Origin of the sequence: Flavobacterium rhamnosi (assembly GCF_048286515.1) — a bacterium.
GTDB lineage: Bacteria > Bacteroidota > Bacteroidia > Flavobacteriales > Flavobacteriaceae > Flavobacterium.
The window spans coordinates 53,018-77,902 of sequence record NZ_JBLVPS010000021.1 but is presented as its reverse complement, the minus strand read 5'-3'; the positions used below and the strand labels follow the sequence as shown (position 1 = coordinate 77,902).

The 24,885-nt window shown below is 34.0% G+C and carries 21 protein-coding genes and 1 pseudogene; 7 read left to right on the top strand and 15 right to left on the bottom strand.

The window, feature by feature from the left end; genetic code table 11:
• Positions 1-146: 146 nt before the first annotated feature.
• Entirely contained in the window at positions 147-1,751 is a 1,605-nt protein-coding gene (gene tnpC, locus ACNQGN_RS15300) for an IS66 family transposase (RefSeq protein WP_417988695.1), read from the top strand.
• A 108-nt stretch (positions 1,752-1,859) separates the two neighbouring features.
• Here the strand turns inward: tnpC and ACNQGN_RS15295 are convergent, their stop codons facing one another.
• On the bottom strand, positions 1,860-3,140 hold the full coding sequence (locus ACNQGN_RS15295; RefSeq protein ID WP_417988694.1) for a transposase: 1,281 nt from the start codon (positions 3,138-3,140) through the stop codon (positions 1,860-1,862).
• Between the two features lie 219 nt (positions 3,141-3,359).
• Between ACNQGN_RS15295 and ACNQGN_RS15290 the strand changes: the two genes are divergently transcribed.
• Positions 3,360-3,872, top strand: coding sequence for a hypothetical protein (locus tag ACNQGN_RS15290; protein ID WP_417988693.1), 513 nt, complete (start codon positions 3,360-3,362; stop codon positions 3,870-3,872).
• A gap of 139 nt (positions 3,873-4,011) precedes the next feature.
• Here the strand turns inward: ACNQGN_RS15290 and ACNQGN_RS15285 are convergent.
• The 7 genes and pseudogenes from ACNQGN_RS15285 to ACNQGN_RS15255 all read right to left on the bottom strand — a co-directional run bounded on the left by ACNQGN_RS15285 (position 4,012) and on the right by ACNQGN_RS15255 (position 14,182).
• Positions 4,012-4,588, bottom strand: a pseudogene (locus tag ACNQGN_RS15285) (IS6 family transposase).
• A gap of 513 nt (positions 4,589-5,101) precedes the next feature.
• Complete coding sequence (locus ACNQGN_RS15280; protein WP_417988692.1) at positions 5,102-5,359, bottom strand: hypothetical protein; 258 nt, start codon at positions 5,357-5,359, stop codon at positions 5,102-5,104.
• 579 nt (positions 5,360-5,938) lie between these two features.
• Positions 5,939-6,385, bottom strand: coding sequence for a hypothetical protein (locus ACNQGN_RS15275; protein WP_417988691.1), 447 nt, complete (start codon positions 6,383-6,385; stop codon positions 5,939-5,941).
• 12 nt (positions 6,386-6,397) lie between these two features.
• Entirely contained in the window at positions 6,398-7,051 is a 654-nt protein-coding gene (locus tag ACNQGN_RS15270; protein ID WP_417988690.1) for a hypothetical protein, read from the bottom strand.
• Positions 7,052-7,191: 140 nt separating this feature from the next.
• On the bottom strand, positions 7,192-7,614 hold the full coding sequence (locus ACNQGN_RS15265; RefSeq protein ID WP_417988689.1) for a hypothetical protein: 423 nt from the start codon (positions 7,612-7,614) through the stop codon (positions 7,192-7,194).
• Between the two features lies 1 nt (position 7,615).
• Positions 7,616-13,720 (bottom strand): FG-GAP-like repeat-containing protein, encoded by a 6,105-nt coding sequence (locus tag ACNQGN_RS15260; protein ID WP_417988688.1) that lies wholly within the window; start codon positions 13,718-13,720, stop codon positions 7,616-7,618.
• A 3-nt stretch (positions 13,721-13,723) separates the two neighbouring features.
• On the bottom strand, positions 13,724-14,182 hold the full coding sequence (locus ACNQGN_RS15255; protein ID WP_417988687.1) for a T9SS type A sorting domain-containing protein: 459 nt from the start codon (positions 14,180-14,182) through the stop codon (positions 13,724-13,726).
• A 1,315-nt stretch (positions 14,183-15,497) separates the two neighbouring features.
• Between ACNQGN_RS15255 and ACNQGN_RS15250 the strand changes: the two genes are divergently transcribed.
• Together ACNQGN_RS15250 and ACNQGN_RS15245 are read left to right on the top strand one after the other, a co-directional pair.
• Positions 15,498-15,770, top strand: a complete 273-nt coding sequence (locus ACNQGN_RS15250; protein ID WP_417988686.1) for a DNA-binding protein — start codon at positions 15,498-15,500, stop codon at positions 15,768-15,770.
• Positions 15,760-16,071, top strand: coding sequence for a hypothetical protein (locus tag ACNQGN_RS15245; protein WP_417988685.1), 312 nt, complete (start codon positions 15,760-15,762; stop codon positions 16,069-16,071). The genes ACNQGN_RS15250 and ACNQGN_RS15245 overlap by 11 nt, the downstream gene beginning before the upstream one ends.
• 615 nt (positions 16,072-16,686) lie before the next feature.
• Here ACNQGN_RS15245 and ACNQGN_RS15240 read toward each other — a convergent pair.
• The 3 genes from ACNQGN_RS15240 to ACNQGN_RS15230 all read right to left on the bottom strand — a co-directional run bounded on the left by ACNQGN_RS15240 (position 16,687) and on the right by ACNQGN_RS15230 (position 19,435).
• A complete protein-coding gene (locus ACNQGN_RS15240) occupies positions 16,687-17,220 on the bottom strand; it encodes a GNAT family N-acetyltransferase (RefSeq protein WP_417988684.1) in 534 nt (177 codons plus the stop codon).
• Positions 17,221-17,934: 714 nt separating this feature from the next.
• Positions 17,935-18,219, bottom strand: coding sequence for a helix-turn-helix domain-containing protein (locus ACNQGN_RS15235; protein WP_417988683.1), 285 nt, complete (start codon positions 18,217-18,219; stop codon positions 17,935-17,937).
• A gap of 328 nt (positions 18,220-18,547) precedes the next feature.
• Positions 18,548-19,435: an alpha/beta hydrolase family protein gene (locus ACNQGN_RS15230; protein WP_417988682.1), complete on the bottom strand. Its 888-nt coding sequence runs from the start codon at positions 19,433-19,435 to the stop codon at positions 18,548-18,550.
• 732 nt (positions 19,436-20,167) lie between these two features.
• Between ACNQGN_RS15230 and ACNQGN_RS15225 the strand changes: the two genes are divergently transcribed.
• The 3 genes from ACNQGN_RS15225 to ACNQGN_RS15215 are packed head-to-tail and all read left to right on the top strand — an operon-like array spanning position 20,168 to position 21,760.
• Complete coding sequence (locus ACNQGN_RS15225; RefSeq protein ID WP_417988681.1) at positions 20,168-20,458, top strand: helix-turn-helix domain-containing protein; 291 nt, start codon at positions 20,168-20,170, stop codon at positions 20,456-20,458.
• Between the two features lie 50 nt (positions 20,459-20,508).
• Positions 20,509-21,081: a HipA N-terminal domain-containing protein gene (locus ACNQGN_RS15220; RefSeq protein WP_417988680.1), complete on the top strand. Its 573-nt coding sequence runs from the start codon at positions 20,509-20,511 to the stop codon at positions 21,079-21,081.
• Complete coding sequence (locus tag ACNQGN_RS15215; RefSeq protein WP_417988679.1) at positions 21,038-21,760, top strand: type II toxin-antitoxin system HipA family toxin; 723 nt, start codon at positions 21,038-21,040, stop codon at positions 21,758-21,760. Before ACNQGN_RS15220 ends, ACNQGN_RS15215 begins: the two co-directional genes overlap by 44 nt.
• A gap of 56 nt (positions 21,761-21,816) precedes the next feature.
• Here the strand turns inward: ACNQGN_RS15215 and ACNQGN_RS15210 are convergent, their stop codons facing one another.
• The 4 genes from ACNQGN_RS15210 to ACNQGN_RS15195 all read right to left on the bottom strand — a co-directional run bounded on the left by ACNQGN_RS15210 (position 21,817) and on the right by ACNQGN_RS15195 (position 24,870).
• Positions 21,817-22,482 carry an IS6 family transposase gene (locus ACNQGN_RS15210; protein WP_417988678.1) on the bottom strand — a complete coding sequence of 222 codons (666 nt, stop codon included), beginning with the start codon at positions 22,480-22,482 and terminating at the stop codon, positions 21,817-21,819.
• Between the two features lie 70 nt (positions 22,483-22,552).
• On the bottom strand, positions 22,553-23,092 hold the full coding sequence (locus tag ACNQGN_RS15205) for a TetR/AcrR family transcriptional regulator (protein ID WP_417988677.1): 540 nt from the start codon (positions 23,090-23,092) through the stop codon (positions 22,553-22,555).
• Between the two features lie 34 nt (positions 23,093-23,126).
• Entirely contained in the window at positions 23,127-24,335 is a 1,209-nt protein-coding gene (pcaF, locus tag ACNQGN_RS15200; RefSeq protein ID WP_417988676.1) for a 3-oxoadipyl-CoA thiolase, read from the bottom strand.
• 16 nt (positions 24,336-24,351) lie between these two features.
• A complete protein-coding gene (locus ACNQGN_RS15195) occupies positions 24,352-24,870 on the bottom strand; it encodes an FUSC family protein (protein ID WP_417988675.1) in 519 nt (172 codons plus the stop codon).
• Positions 24,871-24,885 lie beyond the last annotated feature (15 nt).

Genomic DNA, 24,885 nt, shown 5'->3' with positions numbered 1-24,885 from the left:
AATTGAAAAGAGAAGAATTACTGTTGGTTTTGGGTGGTCTTAAATTGCGAGATTTCAAGAAAAAAAAGAGATATAAAACATAAAAAAATCAATCATAAATCCCTTTAAAAGTTGTGTATTTACTGCTGTTTTCTTATTTTTGAAGTATGGAAAACGCATTAGATTTGTTTGATAATTACTCTAAAGAAGAGCTTTTGAAATTACTCAAAAGTCAAGCAAAAGTAGTTTGTGAATTAGAATCTAAAGCTTGTAAATTAGAATCTTTCAATTCCGAATTAGAATCTAAGGCTTATAAATTAGAATCTTTCAATTCCGAATTAGAATCCAAAACCAGAAAATTGGAATCCAAAACGAATAAGTTAGAATCTTTCAATTCCAAATTAGAATCCAAAGCCGAAAAGTTAGAGATCGTAGCCACGAAACTCGAACAGCAGAACAGTTATCTCAAATTTCAGATCGAGCAGTTTAAAAGAGCGATGTACGGTTCTAAAAAAGAACGTTTCATTGCCAGTGAAAATCCAGAGCAATTAGCCATTCCTTTTGAAATAGATGAGCAAGAAGTTTTAGCAGCTATTGAATCGGTAAAGGAACAAATCACCTACGAACGCGAAAAATTACCTAAAAAGCATCAAGGTCGTATGGCTTTGCCTTCACATCTTCCAGTAAATGAAATTGTATTGGAGCCAACTGAAAATATTGAAGGAATGAAGTGTATCGGTCAGGAAATTACTGATGAATTGGAATACACTCCTGCAAAATTGTTTATCAACCGTTACATCAGAAACAAATATGTTGCCCCAGCGGATGAAAAAGGAAATCAGCAAGTCAAAATTGCTTCTCTTGATTTTCGTCCGATTCCAAAATGTATTGCAGGAACGACTCTTTTAACTCAAATCATCATCGATAAATTTATGGATTATCTTCCGCTGTACAGGCAGATACAGCGATTTTTAAGAGAAGGTATTGAGATTCCTTCTTCTACAGTCGATTCCTGGGTTAGATTAGTATCCCAATTACTGCGGCCGCTGTATGAATGTCACCGACAGTATACCCTGAATAATGGTTATCTTCAGGCGGACGAATCTCCAATAAAAGTACAAGATAAGGATAAAAAAGGTGCAACACATACTGGATTTATGTGGGTGTATCATGCCCCTATACCCAAAAGTGTGTATTTTGATTATCGAAAAGGACGCGGCAGTGAAGGTCCTTTGGAAATGTTAAACGGATTTGAGGGCTACCTTCAAACCGATGGCTATGGCGTATATCCACAATTTGCACTAAAAGAAAATGTTACCCAAATCGCATGTTGGGCTCATGCTCGCCGCTATTTTGAAAAATCATTGGATTATAATAAGGCCAATGCATCCCACGTGATGTTACAAATTCAAAAGCTATATGAAATTGAACGAAAAGCGACTTCTCAAAACCTTTCAGTTCAAGAAAGACAGACTTTAAGACTGGAAGAATCACTTCCTGTTCTAAACGAAATAGGAAATTATATTGCAGTACAGTCGAAATTGGAATTACCTAAAAGTCCTTTAGGTAAGGCGTATGATTATTGCCTGAAACGTTGGGACAGCCTGATGGCTTACCTAAAAGACGGAAATCTTCATATTGATAATAATCTCGTGGAAAATGCCATTCGCCCCTTAGCTTTGGGTCGAAAAAATTTTTTATTCGCAGGTTCACACGAAGCACTACTCCTAACACGATTCTTTTATAAAAAAGCGTTCCATATAAGGAATTGATTTAAAAGTGAGGCTGTTATAATATTGTAAAAATAAAGCACGGATAATTTGAAGCTATAAAAATCCAATACAGAAGAAAACGGTATTGTTTTTTTTGCTATTCCAATATTATCTGCAACCCTTACAGTTATTTTGTTGGTTTTCTGATATTCTAAGGATTTTATGTTCCGGAAAATGGGTTTTATAACTTTTTAAAGCTACGAGTTTTCCTAAAAAAGTTTCTTGAGGTGTATTTCCTTGTAGGGAGAGTTGTGGGCGGATCGTGTTATAAGTTAACACATCTGCCACTAAAGCAGTTTCAAGTTGTTCCCTGTTGGTTAAATTTTGCGGCAACAAAAACTGGTGTTTGATGATTTTATTGAACGCCTCAATTTTGGAGTTAGAAAAGGGAATGTCTTTTTGGGCAATTAAATGTTTGATATCTTGACTGGTTGTATCTAAAAAATCATGAACCGTACTGTTTACATTTTCCACACCGCCATCGGTGACAAAAGTGATGGGTTCTTTATTTTTGTGTTTCAAATATGCTTGTTCCAACAAATCTCTAATGGCTTTTGGGCTGGAACTGTTTTCAATTCTATATCCTAGAATCATTTTAGAATAATGATCCATCAAAAAATGAATGTAATATTTTTTGTCATCTGCCGTTTTCAGTATCGTTACATCGGCACACCAAATTTCATTGGGTCTATAACTCATCAACGAGCCATATCGTTTTTTCGGATGGAGGTGTCTTGTCCTACCATATCCCAATAATTTGGAGTATTTGTACCAAGTGGTCAAGCCAAAAGAGATTTCTTTGCTGCGTAATGCCAACAAGTAAACAGAGGATTTAGACCAATGCAGATAGTCTCCATTTTCCATATATTTTTTTATTCGTAAAATTTCCTTTTTTAATAGTTGGTGCGGATATTGTTTAACACACCACAAAAAATATGAGGACTCGCATTTATTGATAACAAATACTTTATAATTGTGATAGGTAGCTCTGGAAATATTGAAGATTTTTAATGCACTATCAACAGGAATTATGTCTTTTACCATCTCGATGACATTTACCAATTTTCCTTTTTGTAGCGCCATTTGTCGTTTGATTCCTTTTACTGCGCTGACAATCTCATGATAGGTATCAGAAAGTTTGAAATAAGCTTCCATGACTTTTTTGGCATTTTTAGATTCTCCAGTCCGTTTTATGAGATCTAATTCTTCTTTTATAAAATTGGCTATTTCGCAACCGAGGTACTTGTCGGCTGTTTCACGTTCCCAACGGTGCTTGTTTGTTTTGGGAATTTTGGCTTTTATGGCATTGGGTAAGTTGTCGAATAATCCGTTTCTAATGTAATGTTTGACATTGGTATCCCATGAAATACGTGAAGATGAATAGTTCATAAAAAAATGCGTCATAAATAGTCTTACAATAGTATGAAATTAAAAACAATAGAAAAGTATTTGCGGGCATAGAAAAACCCAATACCAAAAACTCTAGCATTAGACTTTCCTTTTTCTATTACAAAAACATCGGACATCTTTAATTATTCAACAATACTATAACCAACTCATTTTCAACTGTAGTTCCTTAAACGGAACGCTTTTTTATAAAAGAATAGTGTGAGTAGCACGGCTTCAAAACATAAACAATCTTTTTCCTATCCGTTATTTAAAGCATTAAAAGGAATTGAAATGTATCAACATGAAGGTTTGTACAAATACACTTGGGGAGAAGCCAATACGCTCGAAGAAATAAGAAAAATAAAAAGAGATCTTCAGAATCGCGGAATTAAAAATGTTTTTATAGTCCCTTTTTATAATGAGGTGAGAATGAATTTGCAAGAAGCTATCGGGGAGGTTTCCCTGAAGATGAATGGTGATTTTTACGAACTTGGAGGAATTAAAATAAATATTTATGATGATGACACTATTTTTATTACCTCGTTAGTTTCAAAATCCGATGGCCATTTTAGTTTTCTTGGGTTACGTCCGGGAAATTACAGGGCAGAACTAGATCAGACGCAATTGGATTGTTTGAAGATGGCTTCTGATACTGATTCTTTAAAATTCACTATTGGCAACAATGGTATTGATGTTACCGAGCCATTGAAATTTATACTTCATCCAAAATAAGCAATCCAAAATAATTATTCCCAAGTATTTATGATCCGTTCCTTATTTTTTTTTATTAAAATCGTTTAAAATAAGAACACATAATGTGGTTCTGTCGCATCTGTCCAGAATAAATCTACTTATTAGTGTTTCGGGTTGGTTATGCTACCAATGAGCAGAATGATTTAAGCATAGTTATACTAGGATTAATCATCTGCTTCTTTCTTAACATATGTACAACTTCAATTCCACTTAACGTTCTTTTAGCTGATTCAAAATTTTTAAATCCTAATCCATTTAGAATTCTCCACTTGATAAAACGATGATCTTGTTCGACAATGTTGTTCAAATATTTTGCCGGATCACTATTTTAGAAAATGAACGTAGATTATAAACTCTGATAGCGCCTATGTTTGATCCACTTTTGTCACTGTTTATTATCCCTGGCTTACCACTATTACCAATTGCTCTGTACAAATAACAGTACTTACCTTTGACTTTTATATAGGTTTCATCCATTCTCCACCTTTCCCAACTTTTAGTTTTCGTTTTTTCATTTGCGTCTCGATAAAAGGATTATGCTTGTACACCCAACGCTGAATTGTCGCATGGTCAACCTGAACTCCCCTCATTTTCATTATTTCGGCAACATCTCGATAGCTTAAGGTAAATCTAAGTTTGAAATATACAGCTTGAAGAATAATAGATTTTGGATAGCAGTGACCTTTGATATTCATGGATCGATTGTTTTTTAAGCCCCTAAGATAAAAAGTTATTGTCAGATGCCACAGAACCGTTAAATCATACTGTATGATTCTTCTATTAGAATTGCTAATAGAAACCGACAAATATAAAACCTTACTATTCGGTGAAAATTCTACTCCGTAGTTAAAACCATTATTATTTAAGATTATAGGATTAGAAATTACCCCAGTTGCATCATCAAAATCCAACAATTCAAAATCGCTTGCGGAATTACATACTGCTAATTTACTTCCATCAGGGGCTATTTTCATATACCCCCAAACATTTTCTGTTGAACCATTTACCACAAGGCCTGCATTTGATGATACAGGAGTAGAACTCAAACCCGAAGGGGTAAGTAAATAGCTATAAAAGGTATTACTATCCCAACCATGTGTAACCACCCAATAATCTATATTATTAGCATATTGTAAAAACATAATATATATTTGATGAGCCAGGTTTTGGAACTATTGGGGCGGATTGAGTACTTGACCAATTTCCCATTAATCCCGTACCATTACTTGATGGTTCTTGTTCCAAACCGTTGTGCCGTCAGTATAAAACAACAAATTACCATTGCTGTTTGACAAACTGGCGCAACCTTCATTTGTGTTGAGTTGCCCGTCAGTAAGTGCTGTTACAGAACCATCTGAATGAAACTTGATTCCTGCATTTTGCCCAAAATACCAAACACTCGCTTCCTGTTGTGAGAAAACAAATGTGGTGTAAAGTAAAAATATAATAAAGAATTTATATCTCATGGATCTATCTAACCCTTATCAAAGGCGTTGTTAGAATAATTATTTTATTTTTATAATATGGATATTTTTGATTATTCCTTCATTATTCCAGGCACTTAAAAAATTGCATCATTATTGAACCGAAAGACAACTCTACATCCAGATGTGGTATGTTGTTTAATTTTTCATTTATGTAAAACTGAAAAATATTTTACAAGCATTATTAATATTATAGTTTTGATATACTCTCTTGCTGTTACACTACTTCTCCTTGCAAATTTAATATCTGTTCATCCATTCTCCAACTTTTCCCAACTCTTAGTTTTCGTTTTTTCATTTGCGCCTCGAAAGGACTAAACTTATACACCCAACGTTAAATTGACGGTCAACCTGAATTTCCCACATTTTCATTATTTCCTCAACATCTTGATAGCTTAATGCAAACCTAAGTTTGAAATATACAACTTGAAGAATTATAGATTTTGGATAGCAGATTATTTAATTTACTCTTATTTAATTGAAGATATTTTACACGTCTCTCAATTTACCCTAATTTAATCGCTTTTAATTTTTTAAAGTCTATTTTTTCTTGATCTATATTCACTCTTTTTGGGGCTTGGACTGTAGTTCAATATAGTTGCTAATCTTATCAAGTATCAATCTTTTAAATTTTTCTTTTTCATACTCATTTGCTTGACTTGCAAAATCTTTGTTTATTTCTTTATAGTCACTTAAATCCATTCCATCACCTATTCCAACAAATGCTATTTTATTACCCCTTATCCAAGATTTTACAACCTTATTCCTATCAGGATAATAAAACCAAATATGATACCAATGGTCTTTTTTATCCCTTTTTCCATCTATAAATCTTTCCTGATTTGATAATACATATTTAGGATTATCAGTTTTAAATTCTTCAACTGCTTTTATTAAAACTTCCTCAGAAACATCAAATTCATATACCTCTGCATACGGATAACTTCCAGGAGCAAAATCACAAGAAGTAAAAACAAACAATATAAATAATGAAATCATTTTTTTCATAAAGCAAATATTTTAATTTCCAGGTTTATTAGTAACTCCAGCGCTACTGTAATAATACCAGCTCATTATTTCAAGTAAACCGGTTGGTTTTGTCATTTGATATATTGTTTTTGGGACTGCAGCCCATCCAAGCCCTGCACCAAGTATTAAAGCATTGGCTTTGGTTGCCGGGTCTGGCATTATTCTAAAAAGTTGAAATTGTTCTGATACAAATTTCCAATCCGCACCTACTGCTCTTGTATCAAAAAATAAACCGCTTGCTCCTGTAATTTCTAAATTATCATATCGCCTGTCGTGACCTATTGCAGGATAATCGGTTATCATTGTTGGAACATAAGAATAAGTATAATCTTTATTGTAAGTCATAGGGTTATCTCCTCCTGCATAAGTAGAGTGCCCACCAAAAAGAGGTGAATTTTGTCCAACTGTTGAAGGGTCTAATTGGTTGCCATTACCTTTACCCTTATCATCCTCACTCTTAGGTTTTACAATGGGTTCAATTTGAGTAATACCTTGAGGCTTATCCTTATTGCTACTATACCCCCAATCAGTTTCAATGTTTGTGCTAAAAGAAAATCCAGCATTATTTGAAGCCGCACTCCAATTACCCGTTTTATTATACTCTGCATAAGTGGCTCCAAAATGTGCTAATCCAGCCCCAATCAATCCGTATCACAAGATTTCCACTTGAGACAACTGTTAAAGTAACACCAGCAACTATCGCAACTCCTGCTAATAAATCATTCCAAGTAAATTTCTCCCCACTAGGATGCAAGTTTTTTTATAGCTTGACTCTTTTAAACCACCTAGTTTCCATCATAAGTAATTGTCCAATTCAAACTATCTAATTGTTTTACTGAATAAGTAACTTTTTTATAATTTTTCAATAAAATCATTTTGTCCCAACCTATTTTCCGAACAGTATCCCTATTAAAAAAGGCCACTGTTAATGTAGAATCTTTAGAAATAGTTTCTATATCATAACTCCACGCACTTCGATTTGCAGGGCGAACCGAATCTCTGGGATTAAGTGCCAAATCATTGTCTAAATAATAAACTTTTTGATACTTATTATATACATCATATTTATCTAAATCTTTATGAAAGTAGGTTTCATAATAAACAACTTCGTTTGAGTTATTTACTATTTTTAATTCATTATGTTGATAATGACAACTAAATAAAAGTTGAAAAAATATAATCCAAACTAAAGCAAATATCTTTTTCATATTAATCTCTATATCGTTTATTTCTTGAATCTTTCTCTCCAGTAAACCAATACCATAATTGATTTGCTGTTTTTTCAGTATAGCCATCGCCGGCATTCTTGTTATTTGCATTCCATATACTAGGCAATGCAATAAAAGGATAGTACCACCCCCCCATAAGAGCAAATTGCAGTACATGACCTGGTTCATGGGTACTGTATGAAGGATTATCACTTAAACCTTGTCCATATAATGAAAAAGGACCTGGCGTAATTGCCCCTCGATCATTCATCCAACTGCTTTCAAATTCAGGCACTCCATAATGTAATCCTCTAAATTTCAGTATATCAAATCCAATATCTGCTTTGAAATTAGGTAAATATTGTCCCGGATGAAACGAATCCTCTTCTTTACCTTTCCCTTCACCATTAGTATCACTCTTAGGTTTCACAACAGGTATCGCTCCAATATTTTGATTTAACGTTTGACCGTTAGTATTGGTAAATTGTGAACCCCAATACTCTCCTGACTTAAAAATACCTAACGTGCCTACACCTGGTATAGCAACTCCAGCACCTAACGAAACGTTAAATATGCCAAAAGCCATTTTACCCGTAATGCCTGCCCAAGCTACTTCGCCAGCAACTGCACCTATAAGTGCACCAGTACCTATTGCTGCCCAAGTCTTTCCATTAGAATAATCCCATTTAATAGGATTCCAATTGTCATTTGCTTTAGATCCTCCTATATATGCTCCTATTATTGCTCCGATAATTATAGGTATAAAAAAGAACTCCCCATTAATATCGTTATACTTGAGCGGGTTGTTTATACAATACCCATACCTGTTATAATTTTGAGTATTAAATATATCTTGCACATAATTATCAGGCTGCAAGAATCGATGCAACTTAGGGTCATACAATCGTCCATTCATGTGTATGAGACCTACGCTTTGCAGGTGTTCATGACCAGTATAACCTCTGTCAATAAGGGTAAGGCCGTTTAGCGTATTGCCTGCACCATCTTGTACAATGGCAATAGCTCCCCAAGCATCAAAGAGGCGTTTTTCTACCAAAGTTCCAGTCACATTCGTTATTGCCACGACACTGCCTTGGTAATCACGATGTAAATATAAATAATTTTGGGTTGTCCCATCACTTTTTACAATCAAAGGTGCTGAGTACGCATCTCCTCCTATATAAGTTACAAACTCTATTCCGGTGGCAGTACTTTTTATCTCCATACTGCCATCAGCAGAATAATACTTTCGGTTTGGACGTAAATTTTTATCAATGTCTAAACTACCATAAAACATAGCGCTGCGGTCATTGCCATCATTGTACGTAAAACTTACTTTATCAATACCCACTTCCTCAATTTGAACAGGGCTTTTGAAAGTATTGTAGGTAATATTTTGTGTTGGTCTTGCCGTATAATATGTTTTGGCTGCCAGCGTAACCGTTACCGAAGTGTTTTGATACGGTTTGGCAGTTGTGGTGTAATTATAACTTCCTACAGCATTTTGGGTAATTCGTCCTCGTTCATCATGACTTTGGGTCTCCACTACTCCAGCAGCGTTTTTAAAACTGGTCAATCGATCTAACGCATCATACATAAAGGTCTCGTTCCAGCCAAACAAGCTATTGGTACGACTGCTCAAATTCCCTTTTTGAACATCGAAAACCGTGTTGAGCGTCATTATATTGGCAGGACTTGCTCCCGTACGATCGTGCTTGAATTGCGTGACATAGCCATAAGTATCATACGTATTGGCTATGGCAATACCGTTCCCCAGGATTGCACCGGTAAGTTGTCCTCGTGCATTTACTGCATTGGTTTGCCACAAGATCTGCTGGCTTGTATAGTCTAATATTTGCCAAGCAAAGCCATTTTTATAGGTATTTTGCGTAGTTTTCGCACTTGTTTTTCCACTGGCTGTAGCTGTATTGGTTTCTCTGTCTACCCTACCAAAAGCATCAAATGTAAGCTGTTTTACAAATGTGGCATAAGGCGTGATTTCGGTCTTTTTATACAATCTTTTATAGGAGTCATATTCAAAAGTGTTGTTGGTAATGGTATTTCCTTCCAAAACATTCTTAAAAACATTCGAAGTAGGCAATTTAGAAGCTGTATCATACGTATAAGTCGTTTCGCTGTTGGTATTGGTTCCGATAATGTTTTTCTTGGTTAACTTTCCTACAGCGTCAAGGGTGTAGGTCGTAGTCCCATTTGGCGAGGTTTCACTGGTAGTTTCTCCCAACAAATTATAGACATATGTATACGTTCCAGCTGAAGAATCTATCAGTTTGGTCTTTCTTCCCCAACCGTCTTGCTCGATTGTAGTTACTGCTCCACCATAATCAGAAGTTTTCAAATTGCCATTGGCAAAATAGGTGTAATTTATGGTACCTCCGGGAGCGTCTGTAATAGTAATCACATTTCCAATAGCATTTTTAGTCGAAGTTTTGTTTTTTGTTCCGTCATTTACGGTGGTGGTCATTCCAAAATAGCTGATGGTGGTTGTTTTACCCGTAAAAGCAGTATTTTGAATCGTTCTGCCATATACATCAAATTGGGTTTCATTCCACTGTGAAGGGCTCGTGCCAAAATATGGTTCGCTTATTTTTATATTTCTATCATAAATATCGTACAAATATGATACATTAGAAAACACACCATTTATATCCTTAATTCCTGATGCTATCTTTCTACCCAAATCATCAAATACTTCTTGGCTGCCACTACCATCATCCCCAGCGGTGCTAACAAAAGTATTTACACTACCGCTTCTAGAATACGTATAAGTATTATTTTTACCCAGATAATCAGTCGTCTTTATTTTCTTGAACCAAGAGTCATGTAAATACGTCGTGGTCAAGCCGTAGGGATTGGTCTCTGAATTTAATAAGCCATTGTAAGTATTATAGGTAAATGTTGTTGCCAAACCTTCAATATCGATACTTTTTGTTAAAAAACGTCCCGTAGGATCATATTCGTAATTAGTAATTCTTGATGTAAGTCCAGGAGCTGTTATTGTCTTTTTTGTAATATTTCCAAAAGTGTCATATATATTATCTTCGGTAATATAAACCCCTGCATCATTTCCTCGCTTCTTGACCTGCGTTAACAAACTGGTAGTATAGCTAAACTGTTCTTCGTTACTGGTTATGTCTCCAGTTGCAGCTAACGTAATGCTTTGTATTTTTCCAGAAGGCCTTCCTACAATATACGGAGAAGTGGTAGGCGCAATATAGGTAATATCCCCAACACTAGTTTGTACAAGAGCACTTCCTTCTTTTAACAAAGTTGTTGCTTTCATTGGATTGTTATAGATGTCATAATCAGTAGTGGTTTCACTATTGATGTTTTCTAATCCGTTGTACTGTTTGGCAATTGTATTCTTGAGTTTAAAAACTTTGTTCGCTTGCAAGGCATCAACTGGTGTATTATAGCTGAGAATGGATTTCGAAATAAAATCAGTTGGTGCAAAACTACTAGAGGGTGAAAATAAATACAGCACAGCGTAATTTTCTGTATTGGCTCCACGTAGACTGACATCAAATTTAGAAATATTGGATATAATTGTTGTTGCATCGTCATGCCAATTGGTACGCATGGTCGCTCTAAAACCAAGGAATCCTAATCCTTCTAAATTGGAAACCGCACCATAATACCCAAACAATTGTTTTTTATAAACCGTTGCACTTTGTTTTTCCAATTTAGAAACTACTTGAAAAGAGGGAGCTACGGGAATATCTGTATTAGGGTAGTTTTCTATGGGACTACTTGACCTGTATAAAGGATTACAGTTAAAAGTACATGGGTCATTAACTATAGGGCTATAACTAATCGTTTCTTTTACACCATTACCCGTTGTAATTGTTTTAAGCAAACGTTCTTTATTAAAATCTTTTTGGGAACTGAATCTATAGATTTTATTATCCGATATTGCTGCTAATTCCAAACTAAAATTAGGTCTGTCAGAGGATAAAAATATTGGCAAAGCGTATTGTTTAATACCACTGATTGAACCTGTATTATAAGTTGCAGTATTGACAAAATTAGAATCCGTGTTATTCCAGACTCTTATCCAATACTGACCCGTATTATTCGAATTACATCCTGCAGTAGAATAGGTAATTAAATCCGTTTTACCATCACCATTAATGTCCGTTGGGATTATCATGTTAGAGATTAGACAATCGCTTCCGCTATTGGCTATGTAAGGAATATTATAAGATACATCCGTCTTAATTAAACCGATTCCGGTTGAAATATACTTAGCATAATTAGTACCGTATCCTTTAGGAATAATAAAGTCTGATTTTCCATCTCCATTATAATCCCCCATCAAAACAGGTCTTTCAAAAAGTATATCTGCATCGGCTGCTGTATTTTGGTGTATTAAAACAAACTGATTTAAATCATTTAATCCATAAACTCTAACAGATTGATAGTTAAAAACATATAAGTCTGATTTTCCATCTCCATTAAAATCAGCAACTATATATTTATTAGCTGTTGAAGGTATAATAGTTCCAGCATCGGTAACATAATTAGTAGTTAATCTTTTATCTAAATTAACAAAATAACTTTGACCTCCACTTCTTAAAGAGGTTCTATCGCAAGCTGATTGATAATATATTTCTTTGTCTATTGCTATCAAATCCGTTAACCCATCACCATTAAAATCACCACTTATCATTTTTTTTGGCACATTATATGTTTTAGTTATAAAACTGGAATAATTACCGCAAATTGCTGGGTATCCCCAAGAAAAAAGTGGGAACTGATTTGATTTTTCATATTGCAAAAAAATGGGACTTATTCCTCCTTCTGCACTATAGTTTGAGAATGTAACTGTATTTGTTGCAACGTTATTCTTAATTACAGTCCATCCTTGTTTTGCCATTAGTTTATATCCCGCACTTGCATCTCCAGTTAATAATGATGAAGCAAAAATCTCTTCAAAAACTCCTATATTATGTTCATAACTAACATTAGGGTTTACTAATGGATCAAGATTATAAAAAAGCCAATATTTAGATTTAGTGGTCGTTCCCGTAGTTGGATAGACTAAAAAATCCATCTTGCCATCGCCATTAAAATCTCCCGTAACAGTAGATGAATTTATTGAAGAAATGTTATTTACATTTATATTAGTAGTAATAGCAGCATAAGAAATAGCTTCATTGGTTGTACCATAACTAAATATTGTGGGATTATAAGTCTTGGTGTCATCTCCGCTACTTTCAGTAATTCTTGAGAGTCGTTCGTAGCCTAATGTTACATCTTGGGTTAAATGTTCTAAAAGGTAATTTCTAAAACCTATTCCGTTACCAAAAACTTTTATCTGGCTTAAAATTGTATTTCTCAAAAAACTTTGTCCCCCTATATAAGCTTGCTCAGGGCGTTGGCGCGTTTTATATACAAATTGAATTTGATTTATAGGAGTATTTGTAGAAATAGATCCATATTTGATATAAGTTATGGATAAATTGTTGTTGGCTAATGTATAGACATAACTAATTCTAACTCCTTGCGGGTTCTCCCAATACTCGATTGCCCAATCAGTAATTGAACGGGAATTCGTTGTGCTGCCATAATAGGCTTTAGAGCCATCTGGGTATTCTACAATAAAATAAGCTGGACCATAATTCGCTCCGCTAGGATGTACCCCATAAGAAGTAATTTTAACATTAGAGAAATTTTCCGTCTCGTAAACCGTTCCATCTGCTCCATAAGTACTCGTTCCGTTCTTAACAACTAGTCGTTGTCCATCAAAAGAAAAACGATCAATACTATTAAAATCAACAGCATCAATTTTTCCATCATGAAACTTGGTAGCAGGAATTCTTGTAATAATAGATACTCCAGAAACATTCCAGCCATAACCTGCCAATCCGTTACCGCCTTGACTATTATAAGTTAAACCTACTTGGGGTACAACCCCATTTATACCAGGTGGTACAACTAGAGGTAAATCATAACTAGCTCCTCCAGTAAGTGACACCGATAATTGACCTTCGGTTATGCCTACTTCCGTAGAACTTCCGGTAGGGGTTTGGGCTGAAATAAATAAACTATTGGCTAAAAATATAAGGATAAAGTAAAAATGTTTCATATTTTATTGTTTAATAATTTTAATAGATTTTTGTTCGCCGTTACTATAAAACAACACAACAGCATAGGTGCCTGATGGATATGATTGAAAAGGAATGTTTTGAGTATTATTTTTCTCTAATCCCGAATAGGATTTCAGCAATTGCCCACTCAATCCGTATACTTGAATTGAAGTTACTAGATTGTCTTTTATAAGTTCCCATTTGATATACAATTCCTCTTTTACTGGATTAGGGTAATAGGAAATAACATCTTCAGGGAAAAATTTTTGTAACTCTTCTTCTTTCAAGGCTGTTATCTCTTTTGGTGAAACATTCGAAGTTTTCCCTGTTCCGGGAGGACAATTGATACATAGATATCGTTTTATTTGGTTGCCCGCATTATCATATTCAAATATAATTTTATCTTGGGCAGTAGCCAAAATAGAAAATCCAAGTAATATCAATAGTATAAAATGTTTCATATTTATATTTTTAAATTGTTACTGTAATGTACTTTTTTCATGTTTTTTGGTTTTATTATTGTGTAAGCATAAACTAATCGGTATTACCTCTGTGCAATTTTTATTAAAAGTATTTTGGCAGATCCAAAGTGATAAAAGAACAGTGGTAAGATTTTTTAAAATTCAAGTTGTTAAAAAAGAAGAAGATATAATCATTTCTTTCTCATTTATATTAAATTTATAAAAAATATTCTGACAATTATAAAGTAATTCATTCGCATCCACAATACCCACTTTTAGTGATATTTAGTTAAAATATATTTATGAAATAATAGTAATGTTAGAGTATAAAAAAAGAATGGTGCCACTATTTCAGTTAATGATAATCATACTAAAATAAGTTGAAGCAAATTTGATAAGGTTGCTTCAAAAAATGTTTAAATATTTTTAGATTGCTAAAGTTGCCTCGAGCGGTTTTGGGAGATTGAGTTTATTTCTGTTAAATCCTTATATCCTTATTTACTTTTTTATTTAATATTTTTTGCGTAATGTTAGGAGATTTATATGTTTTTACCAACATTTTGAACACGGTTTCAGTTGGTCCATTTGTAGGTATTACCGAGTTTATGTGAAATTATTTTTGGTAAAACACATTACTTCATAATTTTCAGCTATCAAAAAAAGCTAACATCCGCATAAGGTATTTGCTTGCACCCTCACCGACCCTACCGAGCAAGATGATTAACTATAAAAACTATAAGTTTTGGGGATTCGACCAAATTGAACAATGCCTATGCAAAAAAAATATTTTTATGATTGGTAATATTTTATAACATTGCAATAACCACTTTGAAAATGTGTTCTTTCAAATATTTATGGGGCTCAAAAAAGCGCCATCAGAAAATGTACAGATATTTGTTTGTTTATATTTCGCATTATTTTGTTCAGATTAGTACCTTATTTGTACCTGAAAATCTGTAAAGCTCCGTAAACACTGGGTGTTAATTTCTGCATCGAAGATTGTGGTTTATCTAAAGTTTGATCGCTCATAATTTGAATTTTTTTAGTTCGACATCGAAAGTAAAAGAGGTTTTCACTGTTTTGCACTAATTACCTATTCCAGTGAAAGGGGTTCTTCTTCAAATATCTACTGACTCTTTTTTTTAAGTATTATCATATTTCTTCAGTATTCACTTTCAAAAAAGTCGAACACATCCAAATGCTTACTCTCTGGCATTAAAAGCCTAACAAGGACATAAAACGCCCCTTTCAACAATCAGAAAAATGACTCCTTAACTTTACCCACTACTTAACAAATAAAGATAGAAGGTGACTTATGAATGGCAATATAACAAAAGATGATCTAAGGCAATTTGGCTTATCACTGGCGGAGCAACTCAAACAAATCATAAAGGACAATAAAGATACTAAAAACGACTATCTACATCCAGAATGGCTTAAAAGCCGAGTTGTCAGAAAACTTATGGATATGTCACCAGCATCGTTACAGAATCTTCGAATAACAGGAAAAGTACGCTTTAAAAAAGTTTTAGGCTCTTACTATTATAATAAATCAGATTTAATGAATCTGTTCAACGATGAAAACTAATATGAAACTGCAAAATCTTTCAAAATACCTTTCCATTTTAGAGGAGGATCCCAGGCTTAATGTTTGGCATTTCGCACTTTTAAGTGCTATTCTTTGCCTTGGCTATAGACAAGGGCATGAGAAGATAATTAAAGTAAGTCGCAGCAAAATAATGTCACTTTCACATATCAGCACCTTACCAACCTATCATAAATACTTTAAGGAGTTACAGAAAATGGGGTATATCAATTACCGGCCATCCTACCATCCCGGATATCGAAGTGAAGTGGAAATAACAATAAAGCCTTACAAATCTCAGTAAGGCTTTTTCTGAATTGACATATACTCAAAATTCTATATCATAAATCATAGTATATTGCTAAACTTTGCCATCTGAGAACCTATATTCAGAATTTGTTCGGCAATAGGCACAACACTTTTAACACTACAAGTAGAAGTAGCAAATATGATTTGAATGCACTAATTACTTGCCAATAAGTTTATAGTTCCTAAATAATGTTTACTTTTGTAGTAATCATTATGTATTATGTCGTTCTTTTAAAGTCAATCAGCTTACTGCAGGAAAGTTTAAAATAACAAGGATTTCAAGGACTTTTTAAATTTGTGGCAAAATCGTGGCACATCTGATTTTACAAAGTAAAATATCGGTAATAGTGCGGGTTTTCGGACTTAGGTTCGATTCTCGGCGACTCCACTCAACGGGCTGATTGCAAAATCATCCCGTTTTTTTGCATAAACAAGATACCATTCATCCTTCATTAATAGCATGTTATGAGAAAATACACTAGGCATTGTGGGTGTTCGATACAGTGCTACTCACACGATTCTTTTTTAAAAAAGCGTTCCATTTAAGGAATTACAGTTAAAAATGAGTTGGTTACGGTATTTTTCTGCCCTTATATACGTTTTGAGGCAATCAATTTTTCCATTCTTCTTTTAGAATACTATAAACGTAAGTTCCTTCACTTTCTCCATAAGATTGAATGTTGTACTTTCTTAAAAATCCTTCTTTAATGGCTCCAATTTTTTCTATTGCCTTTTGTGATTTTAGGTTTTTTATATCGATCTTAAATTCTACTCTTCTTAAATTTAGAGTGTTAAAACAATAATCTAAGAGAAGTTCTTTGCAAATTGCATTTATACCTGTTCCTTGAAACTTTTTACCAATCCAAGTCCAGCCTATTTCTAATCTCTTATTCTGAAAACTAAAATTTCCAAACATTGTCAATCCTATTGGACTATTATCTTCCTTTCTAATAATTATTAGAGGGTAAAGTTCTTTTTCTTTTTTTGAATTTAGACAGAACTTAAAATAATCCATTAAATCAATTCTGTTTTTTACTCTTGCTCCAAATTCACCTAATTCTTTATTATAGCTTATAGATTCTATTTTGTCGATATCATTAATGGATAAAGGGCGCAATAAAATTGACTCGTTTTCAAGAATCAATTCAGTTGAAAAAAAAAATCTAAGTTCATTTTTGTAATTGTTTATATAGGTCTTGATTTTGCGAAGTTATGCCCTACAACGTCAGTCTGTGAAAAACTTCAGTTCGATTAAAAACAAATATAGCAAAAGAATTGTGCTGAAATAAGAAAAGTTGTTTATTTAAGATTGTAACATATCACAGGAATTTCTTGCCATCAACTGCGGTGCTACTTCCACGATTCTTTTATACAAAACGGTTCCATATAAGGAATTGATTTAAAAATAAGACTGTTATGATATTTTCGGATGCGACAGAGCCCTTTCCCCGGAATATCCACATTCGGCAAATTATTGAATTACAACTTTCTGATTTAGCAATTCAACATTAAAATTGATTTTTGCATTTAAAGCTCTAAATATTTTGTCAGTCTTTTTTATAATTCCATGTGTTGAAATAATAATTGTATCTTACTTGTCAGATTTGTCCCAAAATGCAAATAATCGAAAATATTGTTTATTATATAATCAGAGGCCATATAACTATAAGAAATTAAAGTAGTATTTTGGTTAAAAGGAATCCGAAAATACGTTTGAACCTTCTTTATGAAACTAATCCGTGGGGAGGAATATTTGTATCACTCCGTTGAACCATATGCTTTAGGGATAATAAAATCGGTTTTCCCATCTCCATTATAATGTCCAAGCAAAACTTTTCTAATTATGTTTCCGTGAATTTCATTTTTGTTCTATTATTTTCCAATAACCTATTTTGTCTGTACCCTCTTTCTCAATTATGTGGGTATCTCTCAATTTCTTAATATTTTTTTCAATTGTACTCAGCGAAATCCCAAGTAGATCTGCAATATTTTGGCGAGTTAAATCAGGTTTAATGGAGATTAATTCTAAAACAAAAAATGCTTTTTCGTTATGTTTCTTCCGTATTTCTTCCGTATTTACTCCGTAAATACCCCGTAAAAAAGCAATATTCTTTTCCTTACTAAGAGTAATTCGGTCAGTCAATAGCCCAAATTCCTTTTGAAGTTCTTCAATACCCGATTTTTCTTCTTTTTCATACTCTAATCATTAAAGTGTTCGACTGTGAATAGGAGTTCGACAACTTTTGTCAGACTGCTTTCTTGTCCACAACCGAATAACGAAAAAAGTCCCATTGTTATAATCACTAATTTTTGTTTCATTTAAATATCTTTAATTTTTGTCTATCCGTGTCGGTTCTTGGTTTGGGACTAAATTAAGCCTTATTTTCGGATTGCCTAAACATCCCAAATACAAATTCATTTTTCTATTAAGCCAATTGTCCAAATCCATTGTTGTAGCTGTAGGCTGTGCTTTATTTTGATACTTTAGACTTCTTAATGTTCAAAGCTTTCTGTATTATCCATTGAATTGAAATATCAATTGGTGCTGTAATATTGCCAGAAGTAGTATTGTGTCCTAATGTTGAAAACAAGGTATATTCGAAAGGTTTGCCTTGAGCTTTTAATGTATTTAATTGCTCCATACACAACTTTACTGGAATCTGTATATCTTTCTCACCAAAAAGCCAAAGTCCTGGAATTGAAAGAGTGTTCAGAGAAATTTTTGGGTCAGTCGCCACGAATTGATACCTGTCTGGGTCATCTTTAGTATGTTCACGAGCATCTGATTCTGTATGATTTTCCCAAAAATTATTGTTTCCATTAGTATAAAACTGAAATCGAAGTTGTTCTAGAGTTGTAATTGTAGGACAACTAAATAAAACCATAAATTCTATTTGTGGATTTTTACTTGCAGCAATTGGGATTATCCATCCTGCTTGACTGAAGCCAACTAATCCAATTGGTGTTTTTTTATCTTTCAAATAGGTTCGAAATGTATTTACTGCTGAACTTGCATCGTAAGATAATAAATTAAGATTAGTTGTGTCAATATTATTCGTGCCAACAGATGGTCCTATATATACACCGCCTGATTCACCAACTCCACGTTTATCATATGTCAATACAGCAATACCTTCTTTGGCAAGACGTTTAGCGAACTCCATTTCTCTTTTTACAGGATCAGACCCATGAACAATTACAACTGCTGCAAATGTTTTTTTAGGCGTTAAAATCGAGCCTGCAAGAGTGACGCCTTGACTTTCAAACTTTACATCTTGAATGGTAAAGTCGGCCGATTGAGAAAACACCATTTCTGGTACAGTTATTAATAATAACCAAAGAAATAAGTTAATGTTCATTTTGGTTTAATTTAAAAATTGTTTTGAATTGTCTTGGTCTTCGTTAGCATTGCCTACAACTTGTGTATACCCGCTATCTTATAGCGAGTATACACCCAAAATCGGGTAGATAATCGCTATAAGGTAGCGGATTATCTTCAAATATATACATAATATTTTTATTACAAATCAGCGAGCGGGCTTTTTATTAGTTGCCGGCTTTTCGTATTTACATGGGGTAAATCTTTGTCGTTTTATTACTATTGTATCTTAATAATTTCTGTATATCACTTCAATCAATACCATTCTCTAAGAGAAGTGTGGCATAACTGTGCTATAGCCTTTGGTTTCATGTCTATATTATTTAATTCGATTGAAGATATATTTTTGCAAATTTTAAAATTCAATTTAAATTGATAGTTAAAGAAAGATAATTTTTAAACTCACTTTGTGCAGGAATAAGACGTTCACTTTCCTCGGAATACTCAACAAAACGAGAGTAAAATTGTTATTACTTCACTATCGTTATTGAATATTTCATTTGCACTTTTCTACAACACATTGTGTAGTATATTCTAAATAGAAAGAGAATTTACCAGAGATAGTAAAACAATAATACTTAAAAATAGTAATTGCTATTGATAGTTATAAAGATGATACAACAGTATCTACTAAAGAATAAAAACATATAAAAATGTTTGTTATTATGAACATAAAGACTATTTTTGTTCATAATAATGAACATTTAGTAAAATGAATAGAAAAAAACAAACCATTTTTCCTAAGCACCAAATGACATTAGAACAGATGGGAGAAAACATAAAGCTAGCTAGGAAAAGAAGAAAGCTAACTGCTATTCAAGTAGCCGAAAGAGCTGATATTGTTAGGACTACTTTATATCAAATAGAAAAAGGTAATCCTAGTGTTGCTATTGGAGCTTATTTTAATGTACTAAGAGTATTGGGGCTTCAAGATGATTTTCTTAAACTCGCTTCAGATGATGAACTAGGAAGAAAACTCCAAGATCTTGAACTACTGAAATAATATTGTTCATCCCGAACAAACTGTACAAATGCAAAATCTAACCATCCATAATGTCCACCAACAAAACTAACATATACGTTTACGCACATTGGAAAGAAATGACCGAACCAAAAATCATTGGAATCCTATCGGCACAACAAGCCAAAGGTAAAAAAGCATTCAGCTTTGAATATGATAATGAGTGGCTTAAATCAGAGCAAAAATTTATACTTGACCCTGATATTCAATTATACGGTGGTCCACAATACCCAAATAAAAAAGAAAACTTTGGCATATTCCTAGACAGTATGCCCGACACTTGGGGACGAACACTAATGAAGCGAAGAGCTGCACAATGGGCAAAAGAAAAAGGAGAAAAAACACCAACACTGTACGATATTGATTTCCTTTTAGGCGTTTATGATGAAAGCCGTATGGGAGCATTACGTTTTAAAATAAACCCCGAAGGAGATTTCCTAGACAACAATAAAACAGCTTCAACTCCACCATGGTCATCCATTCGCGAGTTGCAAAACGCAGCCGCTAATTTTGAAAATAACGACGATAATGATGAGGTAAAAAAAATGGTTATCCGTTTTAATGGCACTAGGTTCTTCATTAGGCGGAGCAAGACCAAAAGCTAATGTCTTAGATGCTGATAAAAGTCTTTGGATTGCCAAATTCCCATCTAAAACAGATACAACAGATAAAGCTGCGTGGGAATTCTTAGCCTATCAACTGGCAATAAATGCTGGAATAGAAATGGCACCATGCCGAATAGAAAAAATAATGGGTAATTACCATACTTTTTTCACAAAACGCTTTGACAGGGAAAACGGAAAAAGGATACATTTTGCTTCTGCAATGACAATGACAGCTAACAATGAAGATACAATTCGTGACAATCAGGCAAGTTACTTGGACATTGCTGAATTTATTAGCAATTATGGCACAAACATAGAAGCTAACTTACATCAGCTATGGCGCAGAATAATCTTCAATATTGCTATTTCCAATACAGACGACCATTTAAGAAATCACGGTTTCATACTAACAAAAGAAGGTTGGATACTATCACCGGCATATGACCTTAATCCATCTATTGACAAAGAGGGTTTAGCTTTAAACATAGATACCGATAACAATGACCTTGATTTTGAATTAGCAAAAAGCGTAGGCGAATATTTCCGCTTAAAAAAGCAACAAATGGAAGCTATTATGCAAGAAGTACTTCAAGTAACAAGCAACTGGAAAACTATAGCCAAAGAAATAGGAATTTCAAGAAGTGAACAGGAGTTGATGAATCGAGCGTTTAATCCTTAAAAATGGTTCTGTCGCAGCTGTCGATTATAAATCTACTTATTATTGCTTTCGGTGGGTTATGCTACCAATGAACAGAATGATTTAAACATAGTTATACTTGGATTAATCATCTGTTTCTTTCTTAACATATGTACAACTTCAATTCCACTTAACGTTCTTTTAGCTGATTCAAAATTTTTAAATCCTAATCCATTTAGAATTCTCCACTTGATAAAACGATGATCTTGTTCGACAATGTTGTTCAAGTATTTACATTGCCGGATCACTATTTTAGAAAACGAACGCTGATTATAAACTCTAATAGCGCCTATGTTTGATCCACTCTTGTCAATATTTATTATTCCTGGTTTACAATTATTACCAATTGCCTTAATTAAAAAAGATTGGGCACTCATCCTTTGCCTTCTCTTGGTTAATAGGAAATCAACTGTGTTACCTGATTTATCAACTGCTCTGTACAAATAACACCATTTACCCTTAACCTTTATATAGGTTTCATCCATTCTCCAACTTTTCCCAACTCTTAGTTTTCGTTTTTTCATTTGCGCCACGATAAAAGGACTAAACTTGTACACCCAACGCTGAATTGTAGCATGGTCAACCTGAACTCCCCTCATTTTCATTATTTCCTCAACATCTCTATAGCTTAAGGTAAATCTAAGTTTGAAATATACAGCTTGAAGAATAATAGATTTTGGATAGCAGTGACCTTTGATATTCATGGATCGAATGTTTTATATGCCCAAAGATAAAAAGTTATTGTCAGATGCGACCGAACCGAATTTCCATTACTTAATCGAAATTCTCATATTTCTGCTGTACTAGTTCTGTCAATGCACTTTCCGTTTTGGAATCCAATTGCTGTGACGCAAAATGTTTCCACATACTGTCGATGTAAATCAGCAGCAATTCAGCTTCCAGTGTTGGATTTTTGTATTGCAGCTTCGAAAAAGCTATGGTCAGCTTTTCATAGCAAGGCTTCATAAAAATGCTGTGATATTTTTGAGAAAGTGAATTTAATGCAATGATTTTATGCTGCATTTTCCAAAAATCAGGATTCGAATCTACTAATATTCGCGGCACCTGAACAATTTTTAAAATGTATTCTAATCCGCTTTGGTCGTTTAAATAATTGGAAATTATTTTTGTCGCATCTTGATAGCCATTTTTAATAATTTCCTCCAATAATTTTTCTTTAGTACCAAAATGCCTAAAAATCAATGCTTCTGAAGTTTCCGCCTCAGAAGCTATTGATTTTGTAGAAGTCGCACGCTCTCCATTTTCTGTAAACAGTTTTAGCGCAGCGTCAAGTATATCCTTTTTTTTGCTCATCTGTAAATTATTTAGATTGCGAGCGTTTTATATTTTAAACTCTTTCAATGATTACTGCATACCCTTGTCCGACACCAATGCACATGGTCGCCAAAGCATACCGTTTTTGTAAACGTTGCAATGACAAAGCAGCACTGTAAACAATTCTGGTTCCCGACATTCCTAGTGGATGTCCTAAAGCAATTGCACCTCCATTCACATTAACTCTGGCATCATTATCTTGGAGTCCCATAGCTCTGGTACAGGCTAAACTCTGTGCTGCAAAGGCTTCGTTCAATTCAATAATATCAATATCATTCAACGTTAATCCCGCTTTCGCCAATGCTTTTTGCGTTGCCGAAACGGGACCAATTCCCATAATTCGAGGTTCAACACCTACAACGGCCGAACTTACTATTCGGGCTAATGGTTTCAATTTGTATTTTTTTACCGCATTCTCAGAGGCAATAAAAGTAGCCGCTGCACCGTCATTCAATCCTGAAGCATTTCCTGCAGTAACCGTTCCATCTGCTTTGAAAGCTGGTTTAAGTTTAGCCAATGTTTCTACAGTTGTATCAGCTCTTATGAATTCATCTTTAGAAAAAACAATTGCATCCCCTTTGCGCTGCGGAATGCTAACTGGCGTAATTTCCTGAGTCAACGTACCATTTTCTTGCGCTTTGGCCGCTTTCAGTTGTGAATTGTAAGAGAAAATATCCTGGTCTTCCCGAGTGATATCATATAAATCCACTAAATTTTCAGCTGTGATTCCCATAGGATCAACGCCATACATTTGCTTCATTTTTGGATTAACAAAACGCCATCCAAAACTGGAGTCTTCCATTTTAGAATCGGTTCCATATGCCTTTGATGCTTTTGAAATCACCATTGGACCATGGGTCATGTGCTCTACTCCTCCGGCAATAAAAATATCGCCATCTCCAGATTTAATAGCTCTTGCTGCAGCAATAATTGCAGACATCCCGGAAGCACATAATCTATTAACAGTTTCTCCCGGAACTGTAACTGGTAATCCCGCTAACAAAGATGCCATTCGGGCGACGTTGCGATTGTCCTCTCCTGCTTGATTGTGACAACCTAAGATTACATCATCAATCGCATCAGTCGGAATATTTGGATTCCTATTTACTAATTCTTTAATGACAATTGCCGCCAAATCATCTGCTCTTACAGCAGAAAGTGTTCCGCCAAAACTTCCTATAGGCGTTCTGATTCCATCAATTATATATGCTTCTGTATTCATTTTTAGTACTTTTAAATTATAATTCTTCTTGTGGAAGGTTTGCTTTTTTTCTCCAATAATTAATTATTGCCGATGTAATAATTGTTATTGACAATCCAATAAAACATCCAGTAGTGACCGATATAAACCGTTCCACTGCTCCTGTCCATGACATTTGTTCTTGCTCATGAATTAATACAATTATGAGCGCTACAATTGCTGTTCGCGCCACAGTCATTAGATTAAAAAAATAACAAGTGGCTATTGAAAGTATAATACCCAACACCAGCATATAAACATTTGGAGCATGAATAAAAAAGCAAAGCAGTCCTATTCCCGAACCAATTAAATTAGATTTAAAGCGTTCAATAGACAAACGACGCGCATCTTTCGCTTCGGGTGATATAACCAAAATAATAGATAGCATCGTCCAATACAATTCATATTCGGGAAAGCGCAGATACAATTGATAACCGATTAAAAAACCAATGATGCATTTGAAGCCATAAATAATTAAATCAGATCCGATACTGTAGCGTATTAATTTGCTTACCATTCGATTATTATTTGA